Raw genomic sequence first — 21850 nt, 5'->3', positions numbered from 1 at the left:
GTCAGTACCTCACGCGTGGGTCGATCAGCGCGGCGAGGATGTCCACGATGAAGTTGGTGACGGCGACGATGACGGCCAGCAGCACCACAATGCCCTGGACGGCCACGAAGTCGCGCGCCGTAAGGTAGTTGGCCAGCTGGAACCCGAGGCCCTTCCATTCGAAGGTGGTTTCGGTGAGCACGGCGCCGCCGAGCAGCACCGCGATCTGCAGGCCCATGACGGTGATGATGGGGATCAGCGCCGGCTTGTAGGCGTGCTTGGTGACCAGCCGGAACTCGCTGACGCCACGTGAGCGGCCGGCCTCGACGTAATCCTTGCCGAGGGTACCGATGACGTTGGTGCGGACCAGCCGCAGGAAGACACCTGCCGTTAGGAGGCCCAGTGCCAGCGCCGGAAGGACAGCATGGGACATGACGTCGCTGAAGGCCGCCATGTTCCCGCTGCGGAGGGCGTCCAGCCAGTAGATGCCGGTTGGAGCTTCCAGCGCGGTGAGGGACAGCTCGGTCCTGGTGTTGGCACGGCCGGCTACGGGAAGCCAGCCCAGCCACACCGAGAACACCAGCTTCAGCAGCATGCCGGCGAAGAAGACCGGGGTGGCGTAGAAGAGGATGGCCAGGATTCGGAGCACGGCGTCCGGCAGGTGGTCACGCCGTTGCGCGGCGACCATGCCGAGCGGGATTCCCACCAGCAGGGCGACGATGAGGGCGTTGATGGCCAGCTCCAGTGTGGCCGAGCCGTAGGTGGTCAGCATCTCGGTGACCTGGCGGTTGTCCGAAAGCGTTGTGCCGAAGTTTCCTGTGACCAGCTGGCCCAGGTATTCGAAGTACTGCACGAGCACGGGCCGGTCATAGCCGGCGGCATGGATACGTTCCTGCAACTGGTCCGGGGGCAGCCGGCCGCCCATGGCGGCCGTGATGGGATCCCCGGTGATCCGCATGAGGAAGAACACCATGGTGACCAGGATGAGGATGGTTGGGAAAATCAGCAGGAAGCGGACCAGGATGTACTGGCCCAGCCCTCCGCCTGCCTGCTTTTTCTTGGGCGGAAGGAGTGCGTCCGCGTCACTGGGTGGCGCTTCAATCAAAGATGTCATCGGTACCTGGATTCGTGGTGACCGGGAGCCAGCATTCCCCTCGGTGCTGGCTGATGACCGGCAAAAGGCGGGACACCGTTTCGGCGTCCCGCCTCTGGCCTGTCAGAGCCCGATGGGGGTGGAGTGCTTACTTGGAAAGGACGCCAAGACGGGTCTTGAAGGAAGGATCAAGGGTCTTCTCGACGCCCTTGACATCCTTCCCGGCCACCAGCAGCTGCGAGCCCTGGAGAAGCGGCAGGGTGGAAAGGTCCTTGGCCACAGCTGTCTGGACGTCGCCGATCAGCTTCTGCCGCTCGGTCTTGTCCGGGGTGGTGAGCTGCTTCTGCACCAGGTCCGTGACGGTCGGGTTCTCGTAGTGGTTCTTCAGGAAGTTGCCGGGGATGAAGAACGGCGTGAGGTAGTTATCCGCATCGGAGTAGTCCGGGAACCACCCCAGCTGGTACACGGGGTAGGCGTCAGCAGTGCGTGCCTTGGAGTAGGTCACCCATTCGGTGGACTGCAGGTCCACGGTGAACAGCCCTGACTTCTCCAACTGCTCCTTGACCATGGCGTACTCGTCACCGGAGGACTTGCCGTAGTGGTCCGGGTTGTACTGCAGCTTGATGTTGACCGGACCGGTGATGCCGGCGTCGGACAGGGCCTTCTTGGCCTTGTCCACGCTCGGCTTGCCGCTGCCGTCGCCGTACATCTCCTTCATCGGCTGGGTTGCGCCGGGCAGGCCGTCAGGGACAACCGAGTACGCCGGGACGTAGGTGCCCTTGTAAACCTGGTCCGAAATGGCCTGGCGGTCCACGATGTCGGCCATGGCCTGCCGCACCGCGAGGGCCTTGGCAGGGTTGGCTTCCGGCGTCTTGGCGCCGAAGGGCATGGTGTCGAAGTTGAAGACGATGTACCGCAGTTCGCCACCGGGGCCCTTGTAGACCTTGACCTTGGAGTCCTTGTCCAGGTCCGCGGCATCGGTTGCGGTCAGGCTGCGGCCGGCAACGTCGATGTTTCCGCCCTGAACGTCCAGCTTGAGGTTGTTGGAATCGGCGTAGTACTTGATGACGGCACTGTCATTGGCCGGCTTGCCCAACAGCCCGTTGTAGTCCGGGTTGCTCTTGAGGCTGACCAGTTCGTTCTTCTTGTAGGAATCGATGGTGTACGGGCCCGCGAAGGGCTTGCCGGCAACGATGTCTTCGTCGCTCATGACTTTGTCGGCCGGGAACACTTCCTCATCGACGATGGGGCCCGTGTTGGTGCCCAGGACGCTGGGGAACACCTGGTCGTTGGCCTGCTTGAGAGTAAAGACGACCGTGGTGTCGTCCTTCGCCTCAACCGACTTGAGGTTGGACAACAAGGACGCCGGACCGTTGGGGTCGTCGATCTTCACCACGCGGTCGTAGGAGAATTTCACGTCCGAGGCGGTCAGGGCATGGCCGTTGGCGAACTTCAGGTTCGGTTTCAGCTTCACGGTGAACTCGGTGGGTGCCGTGAAGGAGGCTGACTCCGCGACATCGGGGCTGACCTCCGCAGAGCCGGGCTTGGAGTTCATCAGGAAGGGGTAGACCTGGTTCATCACCAGGAAGGATCCTGCGTCGTAGGAGCCGGCGGGGTCGAGGGTGACGACTTTGTCGGTCGTTCCGAAAGTGATGGCACCGCCACCGGCGCTGCCGCCGCTGGACGTTCCACCGCCGCCGCCCGATGGCCCGGTGCAGGCTGTCAGGGCCAGGGCGGAGATGCCTGCCAGCGCGATGGCGCGGTGCAGGCCGGTTGTGCTCTTGATCATCTGTGAACTTTCTGTCCGATGAGTACGCGCACGCCGGAGACACGGGCAATGTTGGCCCCTGCCCCGGCGAGCAGTGCTGATCCCTAGATTCAATCAGAGAGTCAGTCCTCAATACGGCCAATTCCGTGACTTGAAACACAAAATTTATCTCATTGGTACTGCTGCCCACTGGCCGGACAGATTCTGCTGGCGCCGGGCGGCATCAAAGTTCCGGGGACAGCAAAGCACTGCCCCGGCAATACCCGGGACAGTGCCTTGGATCAAACAGGCTAGAGGGGGGCCCGCTGGAGCGAACGCGCCGCGTCGATGGTTGCCTGGCCCAGCACCCTGGTGCCCTGGTAAAGGACCACGGTCTGGCCGGGCGCCACCCCGCGCAGCGGGGTGGTCAGTCGGACCACCAGCTGGCCTCGGCCATTACCGTCGGCGGCGGGCTCCATCCAGGCAGTGGCCGGAACCGGGTCCCCATGTGCCCGGACCTGCGCGTAGCAGTCGAATTCGGCTCCGGTTTCCACCTCGTTGATGGGAAGTCCTGCCCAGGAAACCTTGATGCCGCGGATCTCATCAATGGCCAGCAGGGCCTCGGGTCCCACCACCACCTTGTTCTCCTTGGGCCTGATTTCCAGGACAAAGCGCGGCTTTCCGTCGGCAGCAGGCGTGCCGAGCTTGAGTCCCCGCCGCTGGCCTACGGTGAAGGCGTTCGCCCCGGGATGTTCCCCTACCTTGGCGCCGGTCTCATCCACGATGTCACCGCTGGCCATGTCGATTTTCTCGGCGAGCCAGCCCGCAGTATCGCCGTCGGGGATGAAGCAGATGTCATGGCTGTCCGGCTTGTTGGCGACGGAGAGGCCGCGCCGCTCCGCCTCGGCCCGCACCTCGGCCTTCGACGGGGTGTCCGCCAGCGGGAACATCGAGTGCTTGAGCTGTTCGTGGGTGAGCACGCCAAGGACGTAGCTCTGGTCCTTGGCCCAGTCGGCAGCGCGGTGCAGTTCCCGGTTGCCGTCGGCGTCCTCGATGACCTTGGCGTAGTGGCCGGTACAAACTGCGTCGAAGCCCAGGGCGATGGCCTTCTCCAGCAGGGCGGCGAACTTGATGCGTTCGTTGCAGCGCATGCAGGGGTTGGGCGTTCTGCCGGCCGCGTATTCGTCGATGAAGTCCTGGACGACGTCTTCCTTGAAGCGCTCGGAAAAATCCCACACGTAGTAGGGAATGCCGAGGACGTCGCAGGCACGCCATGCGTCGCGGGAGTCCTCGATGGTGCAGCATCCACGGCTGCCCGTGCGCAAGGTTCCGGGCATGCGCGAAAGGGCCAGGTGGACACCGACGACGTCGTGCCCGGCTTCCACCGCGCGGGCGGCGGCAACAGCGGAGTCAACTCCGCCGCTCATGGCTGCTAGTACTCGCATGCTGGCTTTCTGTTGGGGGATGCTTGTTTTCCGGGGCCGTGCTGGTTGCAACGGCGGCGGAAACGATGTTCGCCTATCCATTCTACGGCGGCAGGCAAATCGGCCGGACAGGTCAGGCCTGAGGGTCAGGCGCCGCCCAGCACCTGCCGCGCCACGGTACCCGCGGTCTGGATCGAGGACTCATGCCCGGCCATGCCCGCCTGGCGCGCCCGTGCGTACGCCTCGGGGAGTGCAGCAAGAAGGGCATCGACGTCCGCCTCGGTGGACGCGTGCCCCAGGCTGAACCGCTGGGCTCCACGCGCCGTTTCCTCGTCCAGCCCCATGGCCAGCAGCACGTGGGACGGCCGGGGCACGCCCGCGGTGCAGGCCGAACCGGTTGACGATTCGATGCCCGCCAGGTCAAGGAGGAACAGCAGCGAGTCCCCTTCGCAGCCGGGGAACGTGAAATGGGCGTTGCCAGGAAGCCGGCCGTCGCCGGGCGCGCCGCGAAGGACCGCTTCCGGTACCCGTTCGCGGACGCCGTCGATCAGACTGTCCCGAAGGGCAGCAATGCGGGCCGACTCCGTGGGAAGCGCAGCGGCGGCCGCTTCCGCAGCTGCGGCGAAGGCAGCAATGGAAGCGGTGTCCAGCGTGCCGGAGCGGACGTCGCGCTCTTGCCCCCCACCATGCTGCACTGGTGTCAGCTTCACCGCCCGCCCCAGCAGAAGTGCCCCCACCCCGACGGGACCACCAATTTTGTGCCCGGAGATGGACATGGCATCCAGGCCGGAGTCCTTGAAGTGCACCGGAACCGAACCGAATGCCTGGACGGCATCGGAATGCATTGGGACGCCGGCGCCATGGGCAAGTTCAACGATCTGCGGGATCGGCTGAATGGTGCCCACCTCGTTGTTGGCCCACATGACGGTCACCAGCGCCACACTCCCTGGATCGCGCGAAAGCTCGGTTTGGAGCACGTCGAGGTCCAGAACTCCTTCGCCGTCGACGGGCAGCCAGGTCACCTCCGCACCTTCGTGGCGCTCCAGCCATTCCACAGTGTCGAGAACCGCGTGATGTTCGACGGCGGAACAGAGGATGCGCCGCCGCTTGGGGTCTTCTGCCACCCGGGACCAGTACATACCCTTGACGGCGAGGTTGTCCGACTCGGTGCCTCCCGAGGTAAAGATCACCTCCGAGGGGTGGGCTCCCGCCGCTGCGGCGATGGCCTCCCGCGCATCTTCCACGGCACGGCGGGCACGCCGGCCGGACCCGTGCAGCGATGAGGGGTTACCGGTCCGCGCGAGTTCCCGGGTCAGGGCGGCGAGCGCAGCGCCCGAAAGCGGCGTGGTGGCGGCATGGTCGAGGTAGGCGGGCATCCTCCAATTCTATCCCTGCAGGCCACAGCTCCCCGGCGGTTGCGGTCAGCCCGCACCCTTGATCCGTGCGCAGCAGTGACCGGGTCCGGTAGCCTCGGCAACACGGTCCTCGGGGCTGCCGCAGCCAACCGCCGCCCCCCGCAGGAAGGCGCCGTTCATATCGCAGACCACTGTGGCGTGGGCCCGGGAAAGCCGATGAAAGGGGCAGTTGGGTAGCAGGTAGCCGCCGTCGCCGTCGGTTTGCGGCTGGTAGCCCGCCTCCGCCAGGAACTCCTCCAACCCACCGGCCGATTCTGCGAGCTCCTGCCCCTTCCGGAACGCAATTGCGCGCAGGGACTCCCCCACCGGCCCACCGTCGGCCTGCGAGGTCTCGATGGCAGCGGCCATCAGTTCCCCGGCAAGGTCATAGTTCCGGTCCGGCACGGAGGCTCCCACTTCGCCGCCCATCGGCCGGTACATCTTGGCCGGACGCCCCGAGCCCGGCCCCACCCTGCCCGCGGGCTTGTGGAACTCCACGGCCAGCAGCCCGTCCTGGACCAGCCTGTCGAGGTGGAAGGAAACGGTGCTCCGTGCCATGCCCGCAGCCTCGGCCACCTCGTCGCGTCCCACGGGCCGGAGCGATGCCGCAACCAGCTCGAACAGCTGCAGCCTCTTCGCATCCGTGAGTGAGGCGACGGCTGCGATCCTGTCGGCCCAGGGAAGTCGGTACATGGTGCCTCCCAAATCCAAAGTCAAGATCTCTTGATTATAGATCATCAGCTTTCTAAAATTACGTTACCTACTTTTAGAAGGAGTACGCCATGAAATCAGCATCGGCAGTGCGCGCCCAGCATGTATACACAACCGTGCCGGCAGCCCGGCAGGCCTTCCTGCTTCTGCGCACTGTCTTTACCGTCGCACCCATCCTTTTCGGCCTGGACAAGTTCACGAACATCCTTACGCAATGGACCGTGTACCTGGCGCCCCAAGCCACTGCGGTGGTGCCGCTGCCACCCCAGACCTTCATGTATGTGGTTGGGGTCGTGGAGATCATCGCCGGCGTCGTAGTGGCGGTGCGTCCGAAACTTGGCTCGTTGCTGGTGGCCGCCTGGCTGGTCGGGATCATCATCAACCTGCTGCTGCTGGGAAGCTTCTACGACGTGGCCCTGCGCGACTTCGGGCTCCTGGTGGGCGCCCTGGCCCTCAACCGGCTGTCAACGGGGACCAGCGCCGCCGCTGCGTAGCCCTTTCCTGTCCGCGGAAGCGGGCGCTCCGTGCAAAGTATCCGCCGGCAGCTGTGCCCTCCAGCCGCCGGCGGCCTTGCGCCAACTGGTCGACGCGCCAACTGGCCCAGCGGCCAACCGGCCGGCTCAAGCAGTGGGAGGGAGCAGCGGCAGGTAGCGGCGGACGTCGTTGCGCGCTGACGCCAGTGCTGCCGGATTGGGGCAGGACACCGTTATATAGGCCGACGAATCCGCCGTGCCAAAAACCCTCGCCAGCACCACAGTGGACCTGCCGCCCGGAGCCGGCTGCTCCAGCGCCAGCACTTCCACGTTCCTGCCGGGCGCATCCGGGGCACCGCCCCACTGCAGTGTTTCCGTCTTCAGGTACGAAGGCTGGATGGTGCCGTCCAGGTACTGGAAAAGAGCAACGGTGGATTCCCTGTCCCCGCCTTGCGCCAAGGGGGCCTGTCCTGTACTGACCCGTGCCGCCACAACACAGCCATCCGTCTTTGCGTATTGGCTGGCACCGGCCACGTTTTCCTTTTCGAGCTTCCAGCCCGGCGCGCCTTTCAGCTCATCAGAGATGCCCACCGGAACTCCGGGCGCAAGGGTCCCACCGGCGGAGAAGGGCAGGTCGCGCGCCGCCACTGCGGCGGCATCGTGTCCCGGGGTGATGGTGGGAGTGGCCAGCACCGGAGTGTTCGGAGTTGCAGCCAGCACGGAAGGATCCGGAACGCCTACGCTGCATCCGCCCAGAAGCACAACGCCCAGGCATGCAAAGGCAAGCGGCACTCCCGTGCGCCGCGTCCTGCCGGGCCGCCCAGCCGTCGTCGGCATTTCCATTTCCACCCCTGCCTGTTTCCTTCCGGCTGTTGTTCTTCAATTTGACCGCCGGCCCGGGTCACCGCTCTCACGGTTTTCCTGTGTGACCGTTCAGCCGCGCAGGCACGAGTCTAGACTCCAGTGCCCCGGGAACCCGCAAGCACCCGGCGTTCGTTGTCACGGTGAGGCCGCCACAAGCGCTGGCTAGACTGGGCGGGCAGCCGTTTCCCTGACGAAAAACAGGAAGCCGCGCATGATGAAAAGGAAGAATGCTTGACCGAGAGCAGCAGCTCCCACTACCAGGTCCTGCGCGTGGCTGTCACCGCCACCGAGAAGGAGATCAAGGTGGCCTACCGTCGCGCTGCGAGGATTGCCCATCCAGACCACGGTGGTGACGCCGCAACCTTCCGGCGCGTGACTGCTGCCTACGAGACCCTGATCGATCCGCAGCGGCGGAAAGCCTACGACCGGTCCTATGGCGCCGGATCAGTCCGCGGCGTTGCGCCCGACGACGGCGCCCACTTTGATGCCCCGGCCGCCGGAAGCAGGGCGTCGGCCACTGTCCGGAGGCCGGACAACGGCAGGAACACCGCAGGCGACCCGCCGATCTACGTGCCGCCGTACGAGGGAAGCGGTGTTCCGCTCATCCCCCTGGCCCAAGCGAGCCAGCAGGTTCACGGGATGCCGCGGAAACGCGGCATCTTCGGCGCTGAGGCCCGCATCCAGCGCGAGATGCGCACCGTCCAACTGCTGACCCGGCAGGTGCTGCCGGCAATTCCCGCCGCCAGGCTCATCAACGGCCTGCAATCCCCGGCGGACAACAGCCACATCGATCATGCGGTCCTGTCCGGCTACCGGCTGGCCCTGGTCAATTCCATGCTCCTGCCCAAGGGCGCCTACGCCTGGGACGGCAGGACCCTCAACCATGGCGGCCGCTCCGTGGCGCCTCCGCAGTTGGCCCGGGTGGTGTGGGCCATGCAGGAGATCTTCCCGGAGCTCAACGTCACCGGATGGACCGTGGTGCATGGCCCGGACGGAAACCTCCACGAACCCGTAATCGACCACCACAGGCGGCCGTCCGGAGCCTTGGAGACTGTCCACATCGTCAACGCGGCGGGCATGGTGCGAGGCCTAAAGGAGTTCCTGGCCTCCGGGCCCGCCCCCAACACTGTGAACGTCCCGGTCCTGGCCAGGCTGCTGCGCGGCATGCACTGACGGCGGTAGCTAGGATGGAAAGGTGTTCCGCATCCTTTTCCATGAACCAGAGATTCCCGGCAATACCGGCAACGCCATCCGCCTCGCCGCCATCACCGGCGCCGAACTGCACCTTGTGGAACCCCTTGGCTTCGACTTTTCCGACGCCAAGCTGCGCCGGGCCGGGCTGGACTACCACGACCTCGCCGTCGTGACCGTCCACAAAACCATCGAGGACGCCTGGCAGCACCTCCAGCCCGAGCGCGTTTACGCCTTCACCTCTGACGGCACCACCAGCTATACAGACATTGCCTACGCTCCGGGGGACGTCCTGTTGTTTGGCCGCGAATCTGTCGGACTGCCGCCCGAACTGAAGAAGGATGCGCATGTGACTGCCACGGTGCGACTGCCCATGTTGCCGGCCCTGCGTTCCCTTAACCTTGCCAACGCCGCCTCCATCGCGGTCTACGAGGCCTGGCGCCAGCAGGGATTCGCGGGGGCCACGCTTTAGGATCCCCTGCTCCGCCCCACGGAAAATCTTCATCCGTTGTCCCATCCGCGCCCTGCCCTGCGCCGAATAGCTCCTGTAAGCATTCGAGCGGACCAGGACCGAGGAGCGGCAGGTGACACTACTGGAGGCACCATCCAGGCCGGACAGCCGCAACCGGCACGGCACTGCTGAGGATTCCCCGCCCGGAGACTTATGCTTGGACGTAATGGAAACTCCCAACGCGCCCAATTCCGAAGGCTCGGCCGCGGTGACTGACCCACCTGCTGACCTCAGTCAACGCCTCTCGGTCCTGCTGGCGGGCATCGCCCGAGGGGACCAGGCGTCGTTTGCTGAGTTTTACCAGCTCACGTCCCGGCGGGTCTTCGGCATGGCGCGCCGTGTCCTGATCGATCCCGAACTCAGCGAGGACACCACGCAGGAAGTCTTCCTGCAGGTCTGGCAGAACGCCGCGAAGTTCGATCCGCAGGCAGGCAGCCCGCTCTCCTGGCTGATGACCATCTCGCACCGGCGGGCCGTGGACAAGGTGCGCTCGTCGCAGTCCTCCACTGACAGGGAAGCCAAGTACGGTGCCAGCACCCAGGACATCGACCATGACACCGTTTCCGATGAAGTGGGCAGCCGCCTGGAAGCGGAGGCGGTGGTCCGCTGCCTCGGCACGCTGACTGAAACACAGCAGGAATCCGTCCGCCTGGCCTACTACGGCGGCCTTACTTACCGTGAGGTGGCAGAGCGGCTGAATGCGGCAGTACCCACTATCAAGTCCCGCATCCGCGACGGACTGATCCGATTGAAGACCTGTTTGGGGGTGAGTTGAGATGAGCGGAATGGATGAAGGCCGCAACAGCCGGTCAAGGTCCTTCGGGGACACGGTGGCGATGGATCTTGCCGCAGGCCGCGCCGTGGACCTCGCCGAACTCTACGCTCTTGACGCGGTCACGGAGCAGGAACGCGATGCCATCGACCAGTACATCTCGACCGCCCCGGAGCCGGAGCGGCTGGCCTTCCTTGCGCGCGTCCGGCAGTCCCGGGAGGCGCTGGCCCGCACTTTCCGGGTAGAGGAGGAACCGCCGTCGGACCTGTTTGAGCGGATCGTCGCCCAACTTCCTGCCCAATTCCCCAGCCAGGGTGGACCGGGCGCCGGCGACGCACCGGCACCGGCCGGAAGCACGCCTCCGGCCCATCCGATGGGGACTCCAGGCGGGTCCGACCCACAGGATGAGCTGGCGCAGGCCCGCAAGCGCCGCGAGGAGCGCCGAGGCACATCCGGCACCCGACGCTGGCTGGTGGGCGTGGCCGCAGCAGCGGCCATCGCCCTGGGCGGTGTGGGCGTGGGTGCCTACATGGCTGACCAGAACGATCCCGTCAACCAGGTGGCCAGGGCCGGCGACCTGCGCGAGGCGTCGGTGAACGTGGCCGGCGGCGGCAAGGCGACCCTGCTGATTTCAGCTTCCGAGGACGCGGCCGTGGTGAAGATGAGCGGCGTGCCCGCTCCCCCTGCCGGCAAGGTCTACCAGATGTGGCTGATCCCCAAGGACGGTTCGGCGCCGGTGTCGCAGGGGCTGATGGATGAGCAGGCCCTCTCCAAACCTGCCGTGGTCCAGGGCATCCACTCGGCTGCGTCGCTGGGCATCACCGTTGAGCCGGCCGGTGGATCCAAGGCCCCCACGCTGCCCACGGTGGCGGCGGCTCCGCTGGGAGCCTAAGGTCGCCAGTCCCGGCGACAGGAAAACGCCCCCGGTTCCTTGATCAAGGAACCGGGGGCGTTTTCACCGTCCTAGAAACCCGCGATGGTGCCAGGTCCGTTAACGGCCACCACGTGGAAGGCCTCCGCGCTGCGCCCTTCCGGCAACCCTGCCCTGCCGGCATTGAGTTGCATCCCCCGGCGGACGGTGGTTTCCATCGCCGCGACGTCAGGGTGCTGGCTGACATGGACATGGATCGCGGCCAGCTTGGCTTCCACCTGGTCCGTGACGTCCACAAAGTGGTTTTCCCGTTCCTCGGGTCCCGCGTACAGCCACAGCCACGGCAGCTTGTAAGCCTCGAGCCCGGCGTCGGCCAATTCAGGGTAGGCGAAGGGGTTTTCGAGTGCCGGATACACGGCCCGTGTCACCGACTCCCCCACGGCCAGATGATCCGGGTGGCTCTTTTGGATGCGCTTCCAGTTCCGTTCCGGATGCATGGCAAGGACGACGTCGGGACGGACCTGGCGGATCAGCCGCACCACTTCCTTCATCACCTCGTGCGACGGCTCAAGGTAGCCGTCCCGCTGGTGAAGGTAGTGAATGTCGGTGACACCGACCAGCTTCGCGGCCCGGCGCTGTTCGGCGTCGCGCATGGCGATGATGTCCGCACGGTGGGCGGGGTCGAAGCCGCCCGCATCGCCGTCGGTCATGATGCAGTAGCTGACCTGCACGCCGGCCGCCGTCCAGGCGGCGACGGTTCCGGCCGCGCCAAAGTCGATGTCGTCAGGATGGGCCGCAAAACAGAGCACCCGCCCAACCCGGTGCGTATCCGGGTTGAACGGGCTCCCTGCCTGCCCAGTGGAGGCAGTCAACGATTCAGCCCTTGCGCTTCTTTATCTCGGCGGCCGCCTGCGGCAGGACATCGAAGACGTCGCCGATGATGCCGAAGTCCGCAATTTCGAAGACCGGGGATTCGGCATCCTTGTTCACCGCGACAATGACCTTGGACGTCTGCATGCCGGCCTTCTGCTGGATGGCGCCGGAGATGCCCGCGGAAATGTACAGCTGCGGGGAAACGGTCTTGCCGGTCTGCCCCACCTGGGCGTCGTGGCTGATCCAGCCCGCGTCCGTGGCGGCCCGGGAGGCGCCGACGGCCGCGCCAAGGGCATCGGCGAGTTCTTCGACAGGACCGAAGTCGCCGTCCATGCCACGTCCGCCGGCCACCACGATGCGGGCATCGGTGAGGTCAGGCCGGCCGCTGGCCACCTTCTGCTGCCGCTCCGTGATGCGGGCCGCTGCGGCTACCGCGGGAACCTCCACCGTGGCGGTCCCGGGAGTTGTTGGGGCGGCTGCAGGCTCCGGGGTGACATTGTTGGCCTTCAGGGTCAACACCGACACCGCGGTGCTGGCCTTGCAGGCGGTGTTGTAGGAACCAGCCAGCACCGATTTGTGCGCAGTGCCGTCCGGGTCCACGGCGACGACGTCAGTGATGACGCCGGCGTTCAGGCGAATGCCCACACGTGCAGCGATTTCCTTGCCCTCGGGCGAGTTGTCCAGCAGGACGATGGCGGCACCGGCGGTTTCGGCGGCGGCGGCAACGTAGGCGGCCTTTGGTGCCACCAGGAAGTCGTCCAGGTCCTGGACGGACGGGCGCAGGATGCCGGCCACGCCGTATTCGGCGAAGGTGGCAGCGACGCCGTCGGCCAGTTCGCCGTTGAGCGCCACTGTGCTCTCGCCCAGGGAACGCGCCAGGGTCAGCAGTTCCAGGCTGCTCTTCTTGAGCGACGCGCCGGGGTTGTCGATGAATACAAGTACTTTTGCCATGTCGGTGTCCCTCTTAGAGCAGCTTCTGGGCGGCCAGGAAGTCAACCAGCTTGATGCCGGCGTCGCCCTCGTCGGTGATGATGGTGCCCGCGGTCCTGGGCGGCCGCTGCTCCGCATTGGTCACGCTGGTCCAGGAACCGGCGAAGCCCACCTGCGCCGGCTCCACGCCGATGTCGGCCAGGGACAGCGTGGTGATGCTCTTGCGCTTGGCGGCGATGATGCCCTTGAAGTTGGGGTACCGGGGTTCGTTGATCTGGTCGGTGACGGACACAACGGCGGGCAGCGGTGCCTCCACCGTTTCAGACGACGTGTCGGCATCGCGGCGGGCCGTCAAGCGGCCGCCGTCCACCTGGAGCGTGGACGCGAACGTGACCTGCGGCAGCCCAAGCCGCTCGGCCAGCTGGGCCGGAACAAGGGAGGTCTCGCCATCTGTGGAGGCCATGCCGGTGATGACCAGGTCCACGTCGCCCAGGTGCCGCACTGCTGCGGCGAGCGCAAGTGAAGTGGCCGCGGCATCGGATCCGGCCAGGGCATCGTCCGTGAGGTGCACGCCTTCAGTGGCGCCCATTTGCAGTGACTTCTTGACCGCGTTGACGGCACCGGCAGGTCCCATGCTGAGGGCGATGACCAGGTTGCCCGCTTTGCTGCCGCCACGCGCCTCCGCCAGTTGCAGCGCTGCTTCAAGGGCGTACTCGTCAAGCTCGGACAGAATGCTTTCGTCGCGGTCCACGGTGTTGCCGTCCCCGTTGAGGTGGCGGTCGAACTGGGCGTCCGGTACATGTTTGACCAGGACTACGATCTTCAATGTCTCTTCCACTGTGTTTACAGCAGCCTTCCATGCTTGTGGACAGCCAGCCGGGTGGGCATGGCCGCGGAATGCCCGGCAGGCGGGTAGCTCCTAGCTAACCATATCGGCGCGTCCCCGCGCCCTCTTCCGTTAACGCCTGTTTCAGCGCCGTTTCCCAAGCAGGGAATGACGACGGCGGCGCCCCCTTTGGTGGGGGACGCCGCCGTCGTCATGGCTTGCGTTAGTCCTGCTGTGCCTAGCTGGCTGCAGCGCCCAGCGTGACGTCGAACGTCTGCTCACTGCCGCCGCGCTGCACGGTGATCTTCACCTTGGATCCTGCCGGCTGTTCCCGGACCGCCGCGGTCAGCTGGTTCGGCTCGCCGATGGTGAGGTCGTTGAACTTAGTGATGACGTCGCCCGCCTTGATGCCCGCTTTTCCTGCTGCCGAGTTGGCCTCAACGGTGGCGACGTCAGCTCCCACCGAGAATTCGGAGGCCGCGCCAGACGTGGTCTTGGCCTTGACGCTCACGCCGAGCTGGCCGTGGGAGGCCTTACCGTTGTCGATGATCTCCTGGGCCACACGCTTGGCGTTGTTGATCGGGATGCTGAACCCGACGCCGATATTGCCGCTTTGGGAGGTGGAGGTGCCTGAACCGGCGGACGCGATGGCCACGTTCACGCCGATGATCTCGCCCTTGCTGTTCACCAAGGCGCCGCCGGAGTTGCCGGGGTTGATGGCCGCGTCTGTCTGGATCACGTTGATGGCGATGGAACCTTCACTGGAGTTCTGCTGGCTCTGCCCGCCGCCAGGAGGGGCGAACTGGAATCCCTGGTCGCCGCCCTGGCTGTTGTCGCCCCCCTTGGGCGCTGCCGATGATGCCACGCTGATGGTCCGGTTGAGGGTGGATACGATGCCGTCCGTGACGGTCCCGGTCAGGCCAAGCGGGGAACCGATGGCGATGGCAGTGTCCCCTACATTGAGCTTGGAGGAATCACCAAGGGTGGCGGGGGTGAGCCCGGAGGTGTCGTCAACCTTGATGACGGCGAGGTCGGACAGGGGATCGGTTCCCACCAGCTTTGCCGGCAGGACCTTGCCGTCGCTGGTACGGATCTCAAGGGTGGCGTTGGCGGTCTGGCCGTCCAGGGTCACCACGTGGGTGTTGGTCAGGATGTGCCCCTGGTCATCGATGACAATGCCGGAACCGGTGCCGCCGGAGCTGCCGCTGGTGGCGCTGATGGTGACAACGCTGGGCGAGGCCTTCACCGCAGCTGCCGTAATGGCGTTGACGTCGTCCTTGTTGTTGACGATGACCGTGCCGGGCTGGCTGTTGCTGCCGACGGTGGAGGTGCTGGACGCGTTGTGGCCGGAGAGCTCGCCCGCACCGACCGTAGCCACTCCGCCGCCCACCAGGCCTGCTGCGAGGATGCTGGCCACAAGGGTGCCGATACCGAATGTCGCCTTCCGGCGCGGGGCGTCCTTGGGATTCGGAGCCAGGCCGACACTCCCGTTGGGTGCGCCGTGGCCGGTGCCGTGCGTGGGCTGGCCATTCTGGTACTGCTGCTGGCCGTAGTATCCGGACTGGCCGTCCTGGTGCTGACCGTAATTGGCGGACTGGCCATAGAACGGCTGCCGCTGCGGGTAGACCGGGCGTGGTGCGCCCGGCAGTTCCTGGGTGTGGTGGTCACGCGCCTGCGGGGGGTCCAGCCGCTCGGTGTTGTTCTGTGGGCCGGCTTGGTTCTGGGGGCCCGTGTGGTCCTGGGCGCCCGGGTTGCCTTGAGGGGTGCCGGGTCCGCCCGCGTTCCCATACTGAGTTTCCGTCTGGCGGTCTCCAGGCTGTTCCGCGCCCTGCCGGTCCCACGGGTTCCGGCTTTGCCCGCGGTTGTCCTCAGGGACCGGTCCTGGGGTTTGATTCTCAGTCATGAGACTTCCTTTCATCCTCGTCTGCCATTAACTATGACCCGTTCCGCTGGAACAAGCTCGGATGTTTGCTGAGAGCTTCCTGAACGCTTCAGGCAAGGGTCTCCGGCAGCAAGGCGTTTCGCTGGAGGCATATTCGGTCGCATGGACTGCCTGTGGGGTGCACCATAGAATCAAGATGAAATGCCACAGCGACCTGCGGCTTCACACCAAGCGTGGGGGCGCTGTGGATTCGACGACTGATTCGTCCCGAATCGGTGTCAGGCATGCTGAAGGGTTGCACATGCGGTCAAAGTTCAGACGTATCCTCGCCGTGATCGGCCTTGCCGGGCTGCTGGCGGTACCCGCCGGCGCCGCTTGGGCCGAAGACCCGGTCCCCATCCCCTCCGGGACCAACATCGTTGACGACGCCAACGTGCTGGGCAGCCGGAAGGGCGAAGTCCAGGATGCGATCCAGAAGCTGCTGAAGGACCACAAGTACAACCTGTACGTGGTCACCGTGAAGACGTTCACCAACCCCACCGATCCCAAACAATGGGCTCAAGCCGTTGCGACCAAAAAGGGCATGGGCAAGTCAGACGTCATCCTGACCATGTCCGATGACGGTCACTACTACTTCGCACCCAACTCAGCCAGTTCGATCGCGTCGAAGACCAGTAGCATTTCCCAAAACGCCATTGTGCCCAACCTCGGAGCCGGCAAGCGTGACTTCGCCCAAGCTGCCATTGACACCGCCGCCGCGGTTGGCGACGCCGCCGGCGGCGGCAGCGGCAACGTCTCGTCCGGGAACGGAGCCGGCGCCGGCGTCCTGGTGGGTGCGGGCGTAGTGGTCGCAGGAGGCGGGGCGTACCTGTACTACCGGAACCGCCGGAAGAAAGCCGCCGGCCAAGCGGCCTCCAGCGGAAGCTACGGCCCGCAGGGCGCAGAGCTGGACCCGCTGGCGTCACTCAGCGTTGAGGAACTCCGCCGCAAGAGTGGTTCCCTGCTGATCGAAGCCGACGACGCCATCAAATCCAGCGAGCAGGAACTCGGTTTCGCCCAGGCGCAGTACGGGGATTCCGCCGTCGGGAACTTCACCAAGGCCCTGGCGGAAGCGAAGGCCCACATGGCGGAGTCCTTCAAGCTGCAGCAGCAGCTCGATGACCACATCCCGGATACCGAGGAACAGCAGCGGACTTGGCTGGGTGAGATCATCCGCCGCTCGGAGGCAGCCCTGGAATCGCTCCAAGAGCAAAAAGCGGACTTTGACTCGCTGCGTGAGCTGGAGAAGAACGCTCCGCAGGCCCTTGCGGCCGTCAACGCGGGAGCCAGCGAGGCTGACGCCAAGATCTCCAGCGCTGAACAGTCCCTGGCGGCCATGCGGTCCAAGTATGCCGACAGCGCGCTGGTGCAGGTCTCGGACAATATCGTGCAGGCCAAGGAACGCCTGGCCTTCGTGCAGAACGCATCCGAGACGGCGCGGCAGAAGCTGGGTGAGGGCGAGGGCAGCCTGGCCGCGGTAGCCGTCCGTGCGGCCGAGGAAAGCCTGCACCAGACCAACGTCCTCCTGGACGCGATCTCCAAGGTAGCCGGCAATCTCGACGAGGCCCGCAACGGCCTCGAAGCAGCGGTTGTGGACACTTCCCAGGACCTGGCCCAGGCAAAGGCCATGATCCAGTCCGGAGCACACACCGAACTGGCAGGTCCGGTGGCCGCGGTGGAAGCGGCGCTGGCCCAGGTGAAGACCGAGATCCAGGGTGGGAAGATCGATCCCATCGCCACCCTTCAGCGGGTGGAGACGGCCCACCAGTCCCTGGACCAGGCCCTGACCGGCATCCGCGACCAGCAGGAGCAGGCGAGGCGGGCACAGGCGTCACTGCAGCAGACCATCATGTCCGCACAGGCCCAGATCAGCGCCACCTCCGACTACATCACCGCCCGGCGCGGCGGTGTGGGAACCGAGGCACGGACCCGGCTGGCAGAGTCCCAGCGGAACCTCGACTACGCGCTGTCCATCGCGAGGACCGATCCCGTCACCGCGCTTACTTACGCGCAGCAGGCGCATGCCCTCGCGGCGCAGGCGGCGCAGCTGGCCCAGGCCGACGTTGAGCACTTCGACGGCTACGCAAACTCGGGCTTTGGGCGCGGCGGCATGTTTGGCGGCGGAGGCGGCGGCGGACTGGGCGGCGCCATCCTGGGCGGGATCCTAATCAATTCCATCCTTCATGGGGGCCATGGCGGTTGGGGCGGCGGCGGTGGCTGGGGCGGCGACGGCGGAGGCGGCTTTGGCGGAGACTCGGGCGGCTTCGGCGGCGGGGACTTTGGCGGCGGCGATTTCGGCGGCGGCGACTCCGGCAGTTTCTAAAGACTTCCGCCGGACACGCTGGAAGATCCCGGCGGGGCGGAGAGACGAAGTACACCACTGTGCACCGGTTCCAGTGGTCAACAAAGAGCAGGATGAAAGGCAAACACCATGGTTAAGCAGTCCATTTTCGGCCGGATCGCGCAGCTGGCAAAGGCAAACATCAACTCTTTGCTGGACAACGCCGAGGACCCCCAGAAGATGCTGGACCAGATGGTCCGCGACTACACCAATAACATCGCCGAAGCCGAGTCCGCAGTGGCGCAGACCATCGGCAACCTCCGCATGCTGGAAGACGACTACAACGAAGACGTCAAGAATGCCCGCGATTGGGGCAGCAAGGCGTTGGCCGCCTCCCGCAAGGCTGACGAGTTCCGTGCTGCCGGCGACGTTGCCGACGCAGAGAAGTTCGACAACCTGGCAAAGGTCGCCCTGCAGCGCCAAATGGCTGCCGAGAACGAAGCCAAGGGCGCAGAGCCTGCCATCGCCTCCCAGCGGGAAGTGGTGGACAAGCTGAAGACCGGCCTGGACCAGATGAAGAACAAGCTCAACCAGCTGACCAGCAAGCGCAACGAGCTGGTGGCCAGGTCCAAGACAGCAGCCGCTCAGTCCCAGGTCCACGACGCGATCAAGAGCATCGACATCATGGACCCGACCAGCGAGGTGGGCCGCTTCGAGGAGAAGATCCGCCGCGAAGAGGCCAAGGTCCGCGGACAGCAGGAGCTCGCGGCATCCAGCTTGGACGCACAGTTCAACCAGCTGGAGGACTTGGGTGAGCAGACCGAGATCGAAGCCCGCCTGGCGGCGCTCAAGGCCGGCGGCAACTCCAAGCCTGCCCTGGGTGCGGCAAGCCCGGCTTCGTCTGAATCAACGGTCGAGGAGGCAGACTTCGACAAGCTGTAAGGCCCGCCGTCACGTCGGCGGATGATACACGGCCATGGCCGGGACCGCGGTCCCGGCCATAGTTGTATCCGCTGTGTAGCGTGGGGCCATGGCTTCTTCTGAAGGAACGTCCCTGGTCTGGCTTCGCGACGATTTGCGGCTGGACGATAACCCGGCCCTGTCCGAAGCGGTGCACCGGGGCATGCCGCTCACGGTGGTGTACGTCCTGGATGAGGAGTCCCGCGGCGTCCGGCCCCTCGGCGGCGCCGCCCGCTGGTGGCTGCACCACTCCCTCGCCGCACTCTCCGCGGATCTCGAAAACCGCGGATCACGCCTGGTCCTTCGTCGAGGCCCTGCCGGAGAGGCCATCAGGACGCTGGCCTCCCAGACGAAGGCAAGCCACCTGTTCTGGAACCGCAGGTACGGGCAGCCGGAACGGAGCATCGACGCCGACCTCAAGGAGTGGGCCGGCGGCAACGGGATGCAGGCATCCAGCTTCCAGGCGAACCTGCTCTTCGAGCCCTGGACCGTCAAGACCGGGGCGGGCGGCCCCTACAAGGTCTATTCCCCATTCTGGCGCGCCTGCCTCGCGTCACAGGACATCCGGGATCCCTTCGAGGCGCCGGAGACGCTGCCCCACCCCGCTCCTGCCGGACGCGGGCTGCCGGCCAGTGACAGCCTGGCCAGTTGGAATCTCCTGCCCTCCTCCCCCGACTGGAGCGGCGGACTGGCTGCCACGTGGCGGCCAGGCGAAATGGGCGCCCAGCAGCGCCTGGAAGACTTCCTGGACAGGCCCATCGAGGAGTACGGAACCGGCCGCAACCTGCCCGGCACCGAGGGCACCAGCCGGCTGTCGCCGCACCTCCGGTTCGGGGAGGTCAGTCCGTTCCGCGTGTGGCGCGAGATCCGGCGCCGGCATCCGCGCACGGTCCCTTCCGACGTCGGTATCTACCGGGCCGAACTGGGCTGGCGCGAATTCAACTGGCACCTGCTGTACCACAACCCGGATTTGGCCACCCGCAATTTCCGGCCGGCCTTCGACAACTTCCGCTGGGCCCCCACCAACCGCGAAGAGCTTGCCGCCTGGCAGCAGGGAAACACGGGCTACCCGCTGGTGGATGCCGGGATGCGGCAACTGTGGCAGACAGGCTGGATGCACAACCGGGTGCGGATGGCCGCTGCATCCTTCCTGGTCAAAAACCTCCTCACCGACTGGCGGATCGGGGAGGAATGGTTCTGGGACACGCTGGTGGATGCGGACGCTGCCAACAACCCGGCCAACTGGCAGTGGGTGGCAGGGTCCGGGGCGGACGCCTCGCCCTACTACCGGATCTTCAATCCCGTCACGCAGAGCAAGAAATTCGACGCCGACGGCACCTACCTGCGGACCTTCATTCCGGAGCTCCGGGACGTCCAGGGCAAGAAGATCCACGAGCCTTGGACGGCCGACGTTGACCGCTACCCCGCACCGCTTGTGGACCTGGCAGAGTCGCGGGAACGCGCGCTTGAGGCCTACCAGCAGATCAAGAACGCCTGACCACTGCTGGCGGCGCCAGGCTTAGCGGCTGACCTTGCCCATCAGGGAGGCGATGGGCCGCAGGAAGATGGGACGGGCCAGGAACCAGGCAGCCACCATCACGGCGACGGAGGCGAGAAACACCCAGAAACCGAACCAGCCGTCGTCGTCGCGGACCCCGTACATGTGGTTCAGGTTCCGCAGGGCACCGGTGGTAAGCACCAGGAAGACGTGGACCACAATGAAGGCCACGAAGTAGATCATCACCGGGAAGTGGACGGCGCGGGCCCACTCGATCGGGAACGCCTTGTTGAGGCCGGCGGCCTTCTTGGGCCAGGCCCCGGACATCCGGAGGCCGGTGATAAACGCCAGTGGCGCGGCGATGAAGACGGTCACGAAGTATGCCAGCAGCTGCAGCGCGTTGTAGTTGATCCAGCCGTCCTCCGTGGGCCAGTCAAGCGAGGCGTACTGCAGCGCCGCCGAGAGCGCGTTCGGGAAGACGTCCCAGCTGGTGGGGACGATGCGCGTCCACTGCCCGGTGGCAAACAGCAGGACGGCGAAGATGAGCCCGTTCAGGATCCAGAGGGCATCCAGTGTCAGGTGGAACCAGAGCTCAAGGCTGATCTTGGCGGGCGCGTTCCTGGTGCGGATCAATCCCTTGTTGTTCCTGGTCCAGTGGCCGCTGGGCCGCGTGGTGGTCCGCACCTGCCAGCCGGTTCGGATGATCAGGAGCAGGAAGAAAGCGTTGAGGAAGTGCTGCCAGGCCAGCCACGCGGGAAATCCCACCGGGGCATTGGCCGGCAGCTTCGACTGGCCCGGGAAGTCGCTGACGAAGGAAGCCACGGCCGGAAGCCCCATGAGCAGCTTGGCGACCAACACCACCACGACCACGGCCACGAGGACGGCGGGAACCATCCAGTAAAGCCGGGACCGCTTGCCCGTCGCGGTGCCGGGCTTCTTCGTGGGTGTGGCCATCGAACAACATACCTCTCAGGAATGACTGGGGCTGCCCACAGATCGCGGGGCCCTTCGAAAGAGAATACTAGGAACTGGGCCCATCCAAGGAAACGGAAAACCCCGACCGGCGTAACTGCCGGTCGGGGCCTTCATAAGTTGCGGGGACAGGATTTGAACCTGTGACCTCTGGGTTATGAGCCCAGCGAGCTACCGAACTGCTCCACCCCGCGTCGCTTGATCAACACTACCCTACTTTTGCCGGCGGACTGACCACCCAGCGCGGCCACTCGGGATCCAACTCCTGACCGGGCACCCTGGTCCCGTCCGCCGCTATGGCAAAGTTCGACGGCGGTGCTGCCGCGGCTGCGGGGGACAGCAAAAAGGCCCGGACACTGTTTCCAATGTCCGGGCCTTTCCTCAGTTGCGGGGACAGGATTTGAACCTGTGACCTCTGGGTTATGAGCCCAGCGAGCTACCGAACTGCTCCACCCCGCGTCGCAAGAACTACTCTACCGGGAGGTGAACCGCAGGCCAAATCAGAGCGGCGTGACGTCCGTTACGCCAGCCCGGCATCTGCTCCCGTGGGCGCAGATAC

At 65.7% G+C, this 21850-nt stretch carries 19 protein-coding genes and 2 tRNA genes; 8 read left to right on the top strand and 13 right to left on the bottom strand.

What is annotated here, in order from left to right; genetic code table 11:
• Window position 1: 1 nt before the first annotated feature.
• The 5 genes from ACETK3_RS00905 to ACETK3_RS00885 all read right to left on the bottom strand — a co-directional run bounded on the left by ACETK3_RS00905 (window position 2) and on the right by ACETK3_RS00885 (window position 6330).
• Complete coding sequence (locus ACETK3_RS00905) at window positions 2-1093, bottom strand: ABC transporter permease (protein WP_373992370.1); 1092 nt, start codon at window positions 1091-1093, stop codon at window positions 2-4.
• A gap of 127 nt (window positions 1094-1220) precedes the next feature.
• Window positions 1221-2861: an ABC transporter substrate-binding protein gene (locus ACETK3_RS00900; protein ID WP_236820112.1), complete on the bottom strand. Its 1641-nt coding sequence runs from the start codon at window positions 2859-2861 to the stop codon at window positions 1221-1223.
• A 269-nt stretch (window positions 2862-3130) separates the two neighbouring features.
• Complete coding sequence (gene mnmA, locus ACETK3_RS00895; RefSeq protein WP_236798930.1) at window positions 3131-4264, bottom strand: tRNA 2-thiouridine(34) synthase MnmA; 1134 nt, start codon at window positions 4262-4264, stop codon at window positions 3131-3133.
• Between the two features lie 125 nt (window positions 4265-4389).
• Window positions 4390-5619: a cysteine desulfurase family protein gene (locus ACETK3_RS00890; RefSeq protein ID WP_236798931.1), complete on the bottom strand. Its 1230-nt coding sequence runs from the start codon at window positions 5617-5619 to the stop codon at window positions 4390-4392.
• Window positions 5620-5664: 45 nt separating this feature from the next.
• On the bottom strand, window positions 5665-6330 hold the full coding sequence (locus ACETK3_RS00885) for a helix-turn-helix transcriptional regulator (RefSeq protein ID WP_373992369.1): 666 nt from the start codon (window positions 6328-6330) through the stop codon (window positions 5665-5667).
• Between the two features lie 89 nt (window positions 6331-6419).
• Between ACETK3_RS00885 and ACETK3_RS00880 the strand changes: the two genes are divergently transcribed.
• Window positions 6420-6842, top strand: coding sequence for a hypothetical protein (locus tag ACETK3_RS00880; RefSeq protein WP_373992368.1), 423 nt, complete (start codon window positions 6420-6422; stop codon window positions 6840-6842).
• Between the two features lie 126 nt (window positions 6843-6968).
• On the opposite strand, the gene ACETK3_RS00875 is transcribed toward ACETK3_RS00880, so the two are convergent.
• Window positions 6969-7541, bottom strand: coding sequence for a hypothetical protein (locus ACETK3_RS00875; RefSeq protein ID WP_373992367.1), 573 nt, complete (start codon window positions 7539-7541; stop codon window positions 6969-6971).
• A 375-nt stretch (window positions 7542-7916) separates the two neighbouring features.
• Between ACETK3_RS00875 and ACETK3_RS00870 the strand changes: the two genes are divergently transcribed.
• The 4 genes from ACETK3_RS00870 (at window position 7917) to ACETK3_RS00855 (ending at window position 11051) form a co-directional block, all read left to right on the top strand.
• A complete protein-coding gene (locus ACETK3_RS00870; RefSeq protein ID WP_373992366.1) occupies window positions 7917-8858 on the top strand; it encodes a J domain-containing protein in 942 nt (313 codons plus the stop codon).
• Window positions 8859-8880: 22 nt separating this feature from the next.
• On the top strand, window positions 8881-9348 hold the full coding sequence (locus ACETK3_RS00865) for a tRNA (cytidine(34)-2'-O)-methyltransferase (protein ID WP_236798936.1): 468 nt from the start codon (window positions 8881-8883) through the stop codon (window positions 9346-9348).
• Window positions 9349-9553: 205 nt separating this feature from the next.
• A complete protein-coding gene (locus ACETK3_RS00860; RefSeq protein ID WP_142133266.1) occupies window positions 9554-10162 on the top strand; it encodes a sigma-70 family RNA polymerase sigma factor in 609 nt (202 codons plus the stop codon).
• A 10-nt stretch (window positions 10163-10172) separates the two neighbouring features.
• Complete coding sequence (locus ACETK3_RS00855; protein ID WP_373992420.1) at window positions 10173-11051, top strand: anti-sigma factor domain-containing protein; 879 nt, start codon at window positions 10173-10175, stop codon at window positions 11049-11051.
• Window positions 11052-11122: 71 nt separating this feature from the next.
• On the opposite strand, the gene ACETK3_RS00850 is transcribed toward ACETK3_RS00855, so the two are convergent.
• The 4 genes from ACETK3_RS00850 to ACETK3_RS00835 form a co-directional block, all read right to left on the bottom strand.
• On the bottom strand, window positions 11123-11902 hold the full coding sequence (locus tag ACETK3_RS00850; protein ID WP_373992365.1) for a PIG-L deacetylase family protein: 780 nt from the start codon (window positions 11900-11902) through the stop codon (window positions 11123-11125).
• Window positions 11903-11906: 4 nt separating this feature from the next.
• Complete coding sequence (locus ACETK3_RS00845; protein WP_373992364.1) at window positions 11907-12854, bottom strand: electron transfer flavoprotein subunit alpha/FixB family protein; 948 nt, start codon at window positions 12852-12854, stop codon at window positions 11907-11909.
• 13 nt (window positions 12855-12867) lie between these two features.
• Window positions 12868-13659 (bottom strand): electron transfer flavoprotein subunit beta, encoded by a 792-nt coding sequence (locus ACETK3_RS00840; RefSeq protein ID WP_373992363.1) that lies wholly within the window; start codon window positions 13657-13659, stop codon window positions 12868-12870.
• A 238-nt stretch (window positions 13660-13897) separates the two neighbouring features.
• A complete protein-coding gene (locus ACETK3_RS00835) occupies window positions 13898-15562 on the bottom strand; it encodes a S1C family serine protease (RefSeq protein WP_373992362.1) in 1665 nt (554 codons plus the stop codon).
• A gap of 280 nt (window positions 15563-15842) precedes the next feature.
• Between ACETK3_RS00835 and ACETK3_RS00830 the strand changes: the two genes are divergently transcribed.
• The 3 genes from ACETK3_RS00830 to ACETK3_RS00820 all read left to right on the top strand — a co-directional run bounded on the left by ACETK3_RS00830 (window position 15843) and on the right by ACETK3_RS00820 (window position 20319).
• Window positions 15843-17903: a TPM domain-containing protein gene (locus tag ACETK3_RS00830; protein ID WP_373992361.1), complete on the top strand. Its 2061-nt coding sequence runs from the start codon at window positions 15843-15845 to the stop codon at window positions 17901-17903.
• Window positions 17904-18011: 108 nt separating this feature from the next.
• The gene (locus tag ACETK3_RS00825; RefSeq protein WP_236820118.1) at window positions 18012-18803 is read left to right on the top strand and encodes a PspA/IM30 family protein; all 792 of its coding nucleotides are present in this window, start codon (window positions 18012-18014) and stop codon (window positions 18801-18803) included.
• An 88-nt stretch (window positions 18804-18891) separates the two neighbouring features.
• Window positions 18892-20319 carry a deoxyribodipyrimidine photo-lyase gene (locus ACETK3_RS00820; RefSeq protein WP_373992360.1) on the top strand — a complete coding sequence of 476 codons (1428 nt, stop codon included), beginning with the start codon at window positions 18892-18894 and terminating at the stop codon, window positions 20317-20319.
• Window positions 20320-20340: 21 nt separating this feature from the next.
• Here the strand turns inward: ACETK3_RS00820 and ACETK3_RS00815 are convergent, their stop codons facing one another.
• The 3 genes from ACETK3_RS00815 to ACETK3_RS00805 all read right to left on the bottom strand — a co-directional run bounded on the left by ACETK3_RS00815 (window position 20341) and on the right by ACETK3_RS00805 (window position 21750).
• Window positions 20341-21273 (bottom strand): cytochrome b/b6 domain-containing protein, encoded by a 933-nt coding sequence (locus tag ACETK3_RS00815; RefSeq protein ID WP_373992359.1) that lies wholly within the window; start codon window positions 21271-21273, stop codon window positions 20341-20343.
• Between the two features lie 138 nt (window positions 21274-21411).
• A tRNA-Met gene (locus tag ACETK3_RS00810) sits at window positions 21412-21485 on the bottom strand.
• 191 nt (window positions 21486-21676) lie between these two features.
• Window positions 21677-21750, bottom strand: a tRNA-Met gene (locus ACETK3_RS00805).
• Window positions 21751-21850: the final 100 nt, after the last annotated feature.

Source organism: Arthrobacter sp. E44 (assembly GCF_041877125.1).
Taxonomy (GTDB): domain Bacteria; phylum Actinomycetota; class Actinomycetes; order Actinomycetales; family Micrococcaceae; genus Arthrobacter.
Note: the sequence above shows the minus strand (reverse complement) of the source record. Positions and strands in the feature narration are given on the sequence as shown.

Coding starts and splice junctions, on each gene's coding strand:
- ACETK3_RS00860 (WP_142133266.1), top strand. CDS start 9,554: ATGGAAACTCCCAACGCGCCCAATTCCGAAGGCTCGGCCGCGGTGACT.
- ACETK3_RS00835 (WP_373992362.1), bottom strand. CDS start 15,562: ATGACTGAGAATCAAACCCCAGGACCGGTCCCTGAGGACAACCGCGGG.
- ACETK3_RS00820 (WP_373992360.1), top strand. CDS start 18,892: ATGGCTTCTTCTGAAGGAACGTCCCTGGTCTGGCTTCGCGACGATTTG.
- mnmA (WP_236798930.1), bottom strand. CDS start 4,264: ATGCGAGTACTAGCAGCCATGAGCGGCGGAGTTGACTCCGCTGTTGCC.
- ACETK3_RS00885 (WP_373992369.1), bottom strand. CDS start 6,330: ATGTACCGACTTCCCTGGGCCGACAGGATCGCAGCCGTCGCCTCACTC.
- ACETK3_RS00830 (WP_373992361.1), top strand. CDS start 15,843: ATGCGGTCAAAGTTCAGACGTATCCTCGCCGTGATCGGCCTTGCCGGG.
- ACETK3_RS00815 (WP_373992359.1), bottom strand. CDS start 21,273: ATGGCCACACCCACGAAGAAGCCCGGCACCGCGACGGGCAAGCGGTCC.
- ACETK3_RS00890 (WP_236798931.1), bottom strand. CDS start 5,619: ATGCCCGCCTACCTCGACCATGCCGCCACCACGCCGCTTTCGGGCGCT.
- ACETK3_RS00900 (WP_236820112.1), bottom strand. CDS start 2,861: ATGATCAAGAGCACAACCGGCCTGCACCGCGCCATCGCGCTGGCAGGC.
- ACETK3_RS00845 (WP_373992364.1), bottom strand. CDS start 12,854: ATGGCAAAAGTACTTGTATTCATCGACAACCCCGGCGCGTCGCTCAAG.
- ACETK3_RS00880 (WP_373992368.1), top strand. CDS start 6,420: ATGAAATCAGCATCGGCAGTGCGCGCCCAGCATGTATACACAACCGTG.
- ACETK3_RS00905 (WP_373992370.1), bottom strand. CDS start 1,093: ATGACATCTTTGATTGAAGCGCCACCCAGTGACGCGGACGCACTCCTT.
- ACETK3_RS00825 (WP_236820118.1), top strand. CDS start 18,012: ATGGTTAAGCAGTCCATTTTCGGCCGGATCGCGCAGCTGGCAAAGGCA.
- ACETK3_RS00855 (WP_373992420.1), top strand. CDS start 10,173: ATGGATGAAGGCCGCAACAGCCGGTCAAGGTCCTTCGGGGACACGGTG.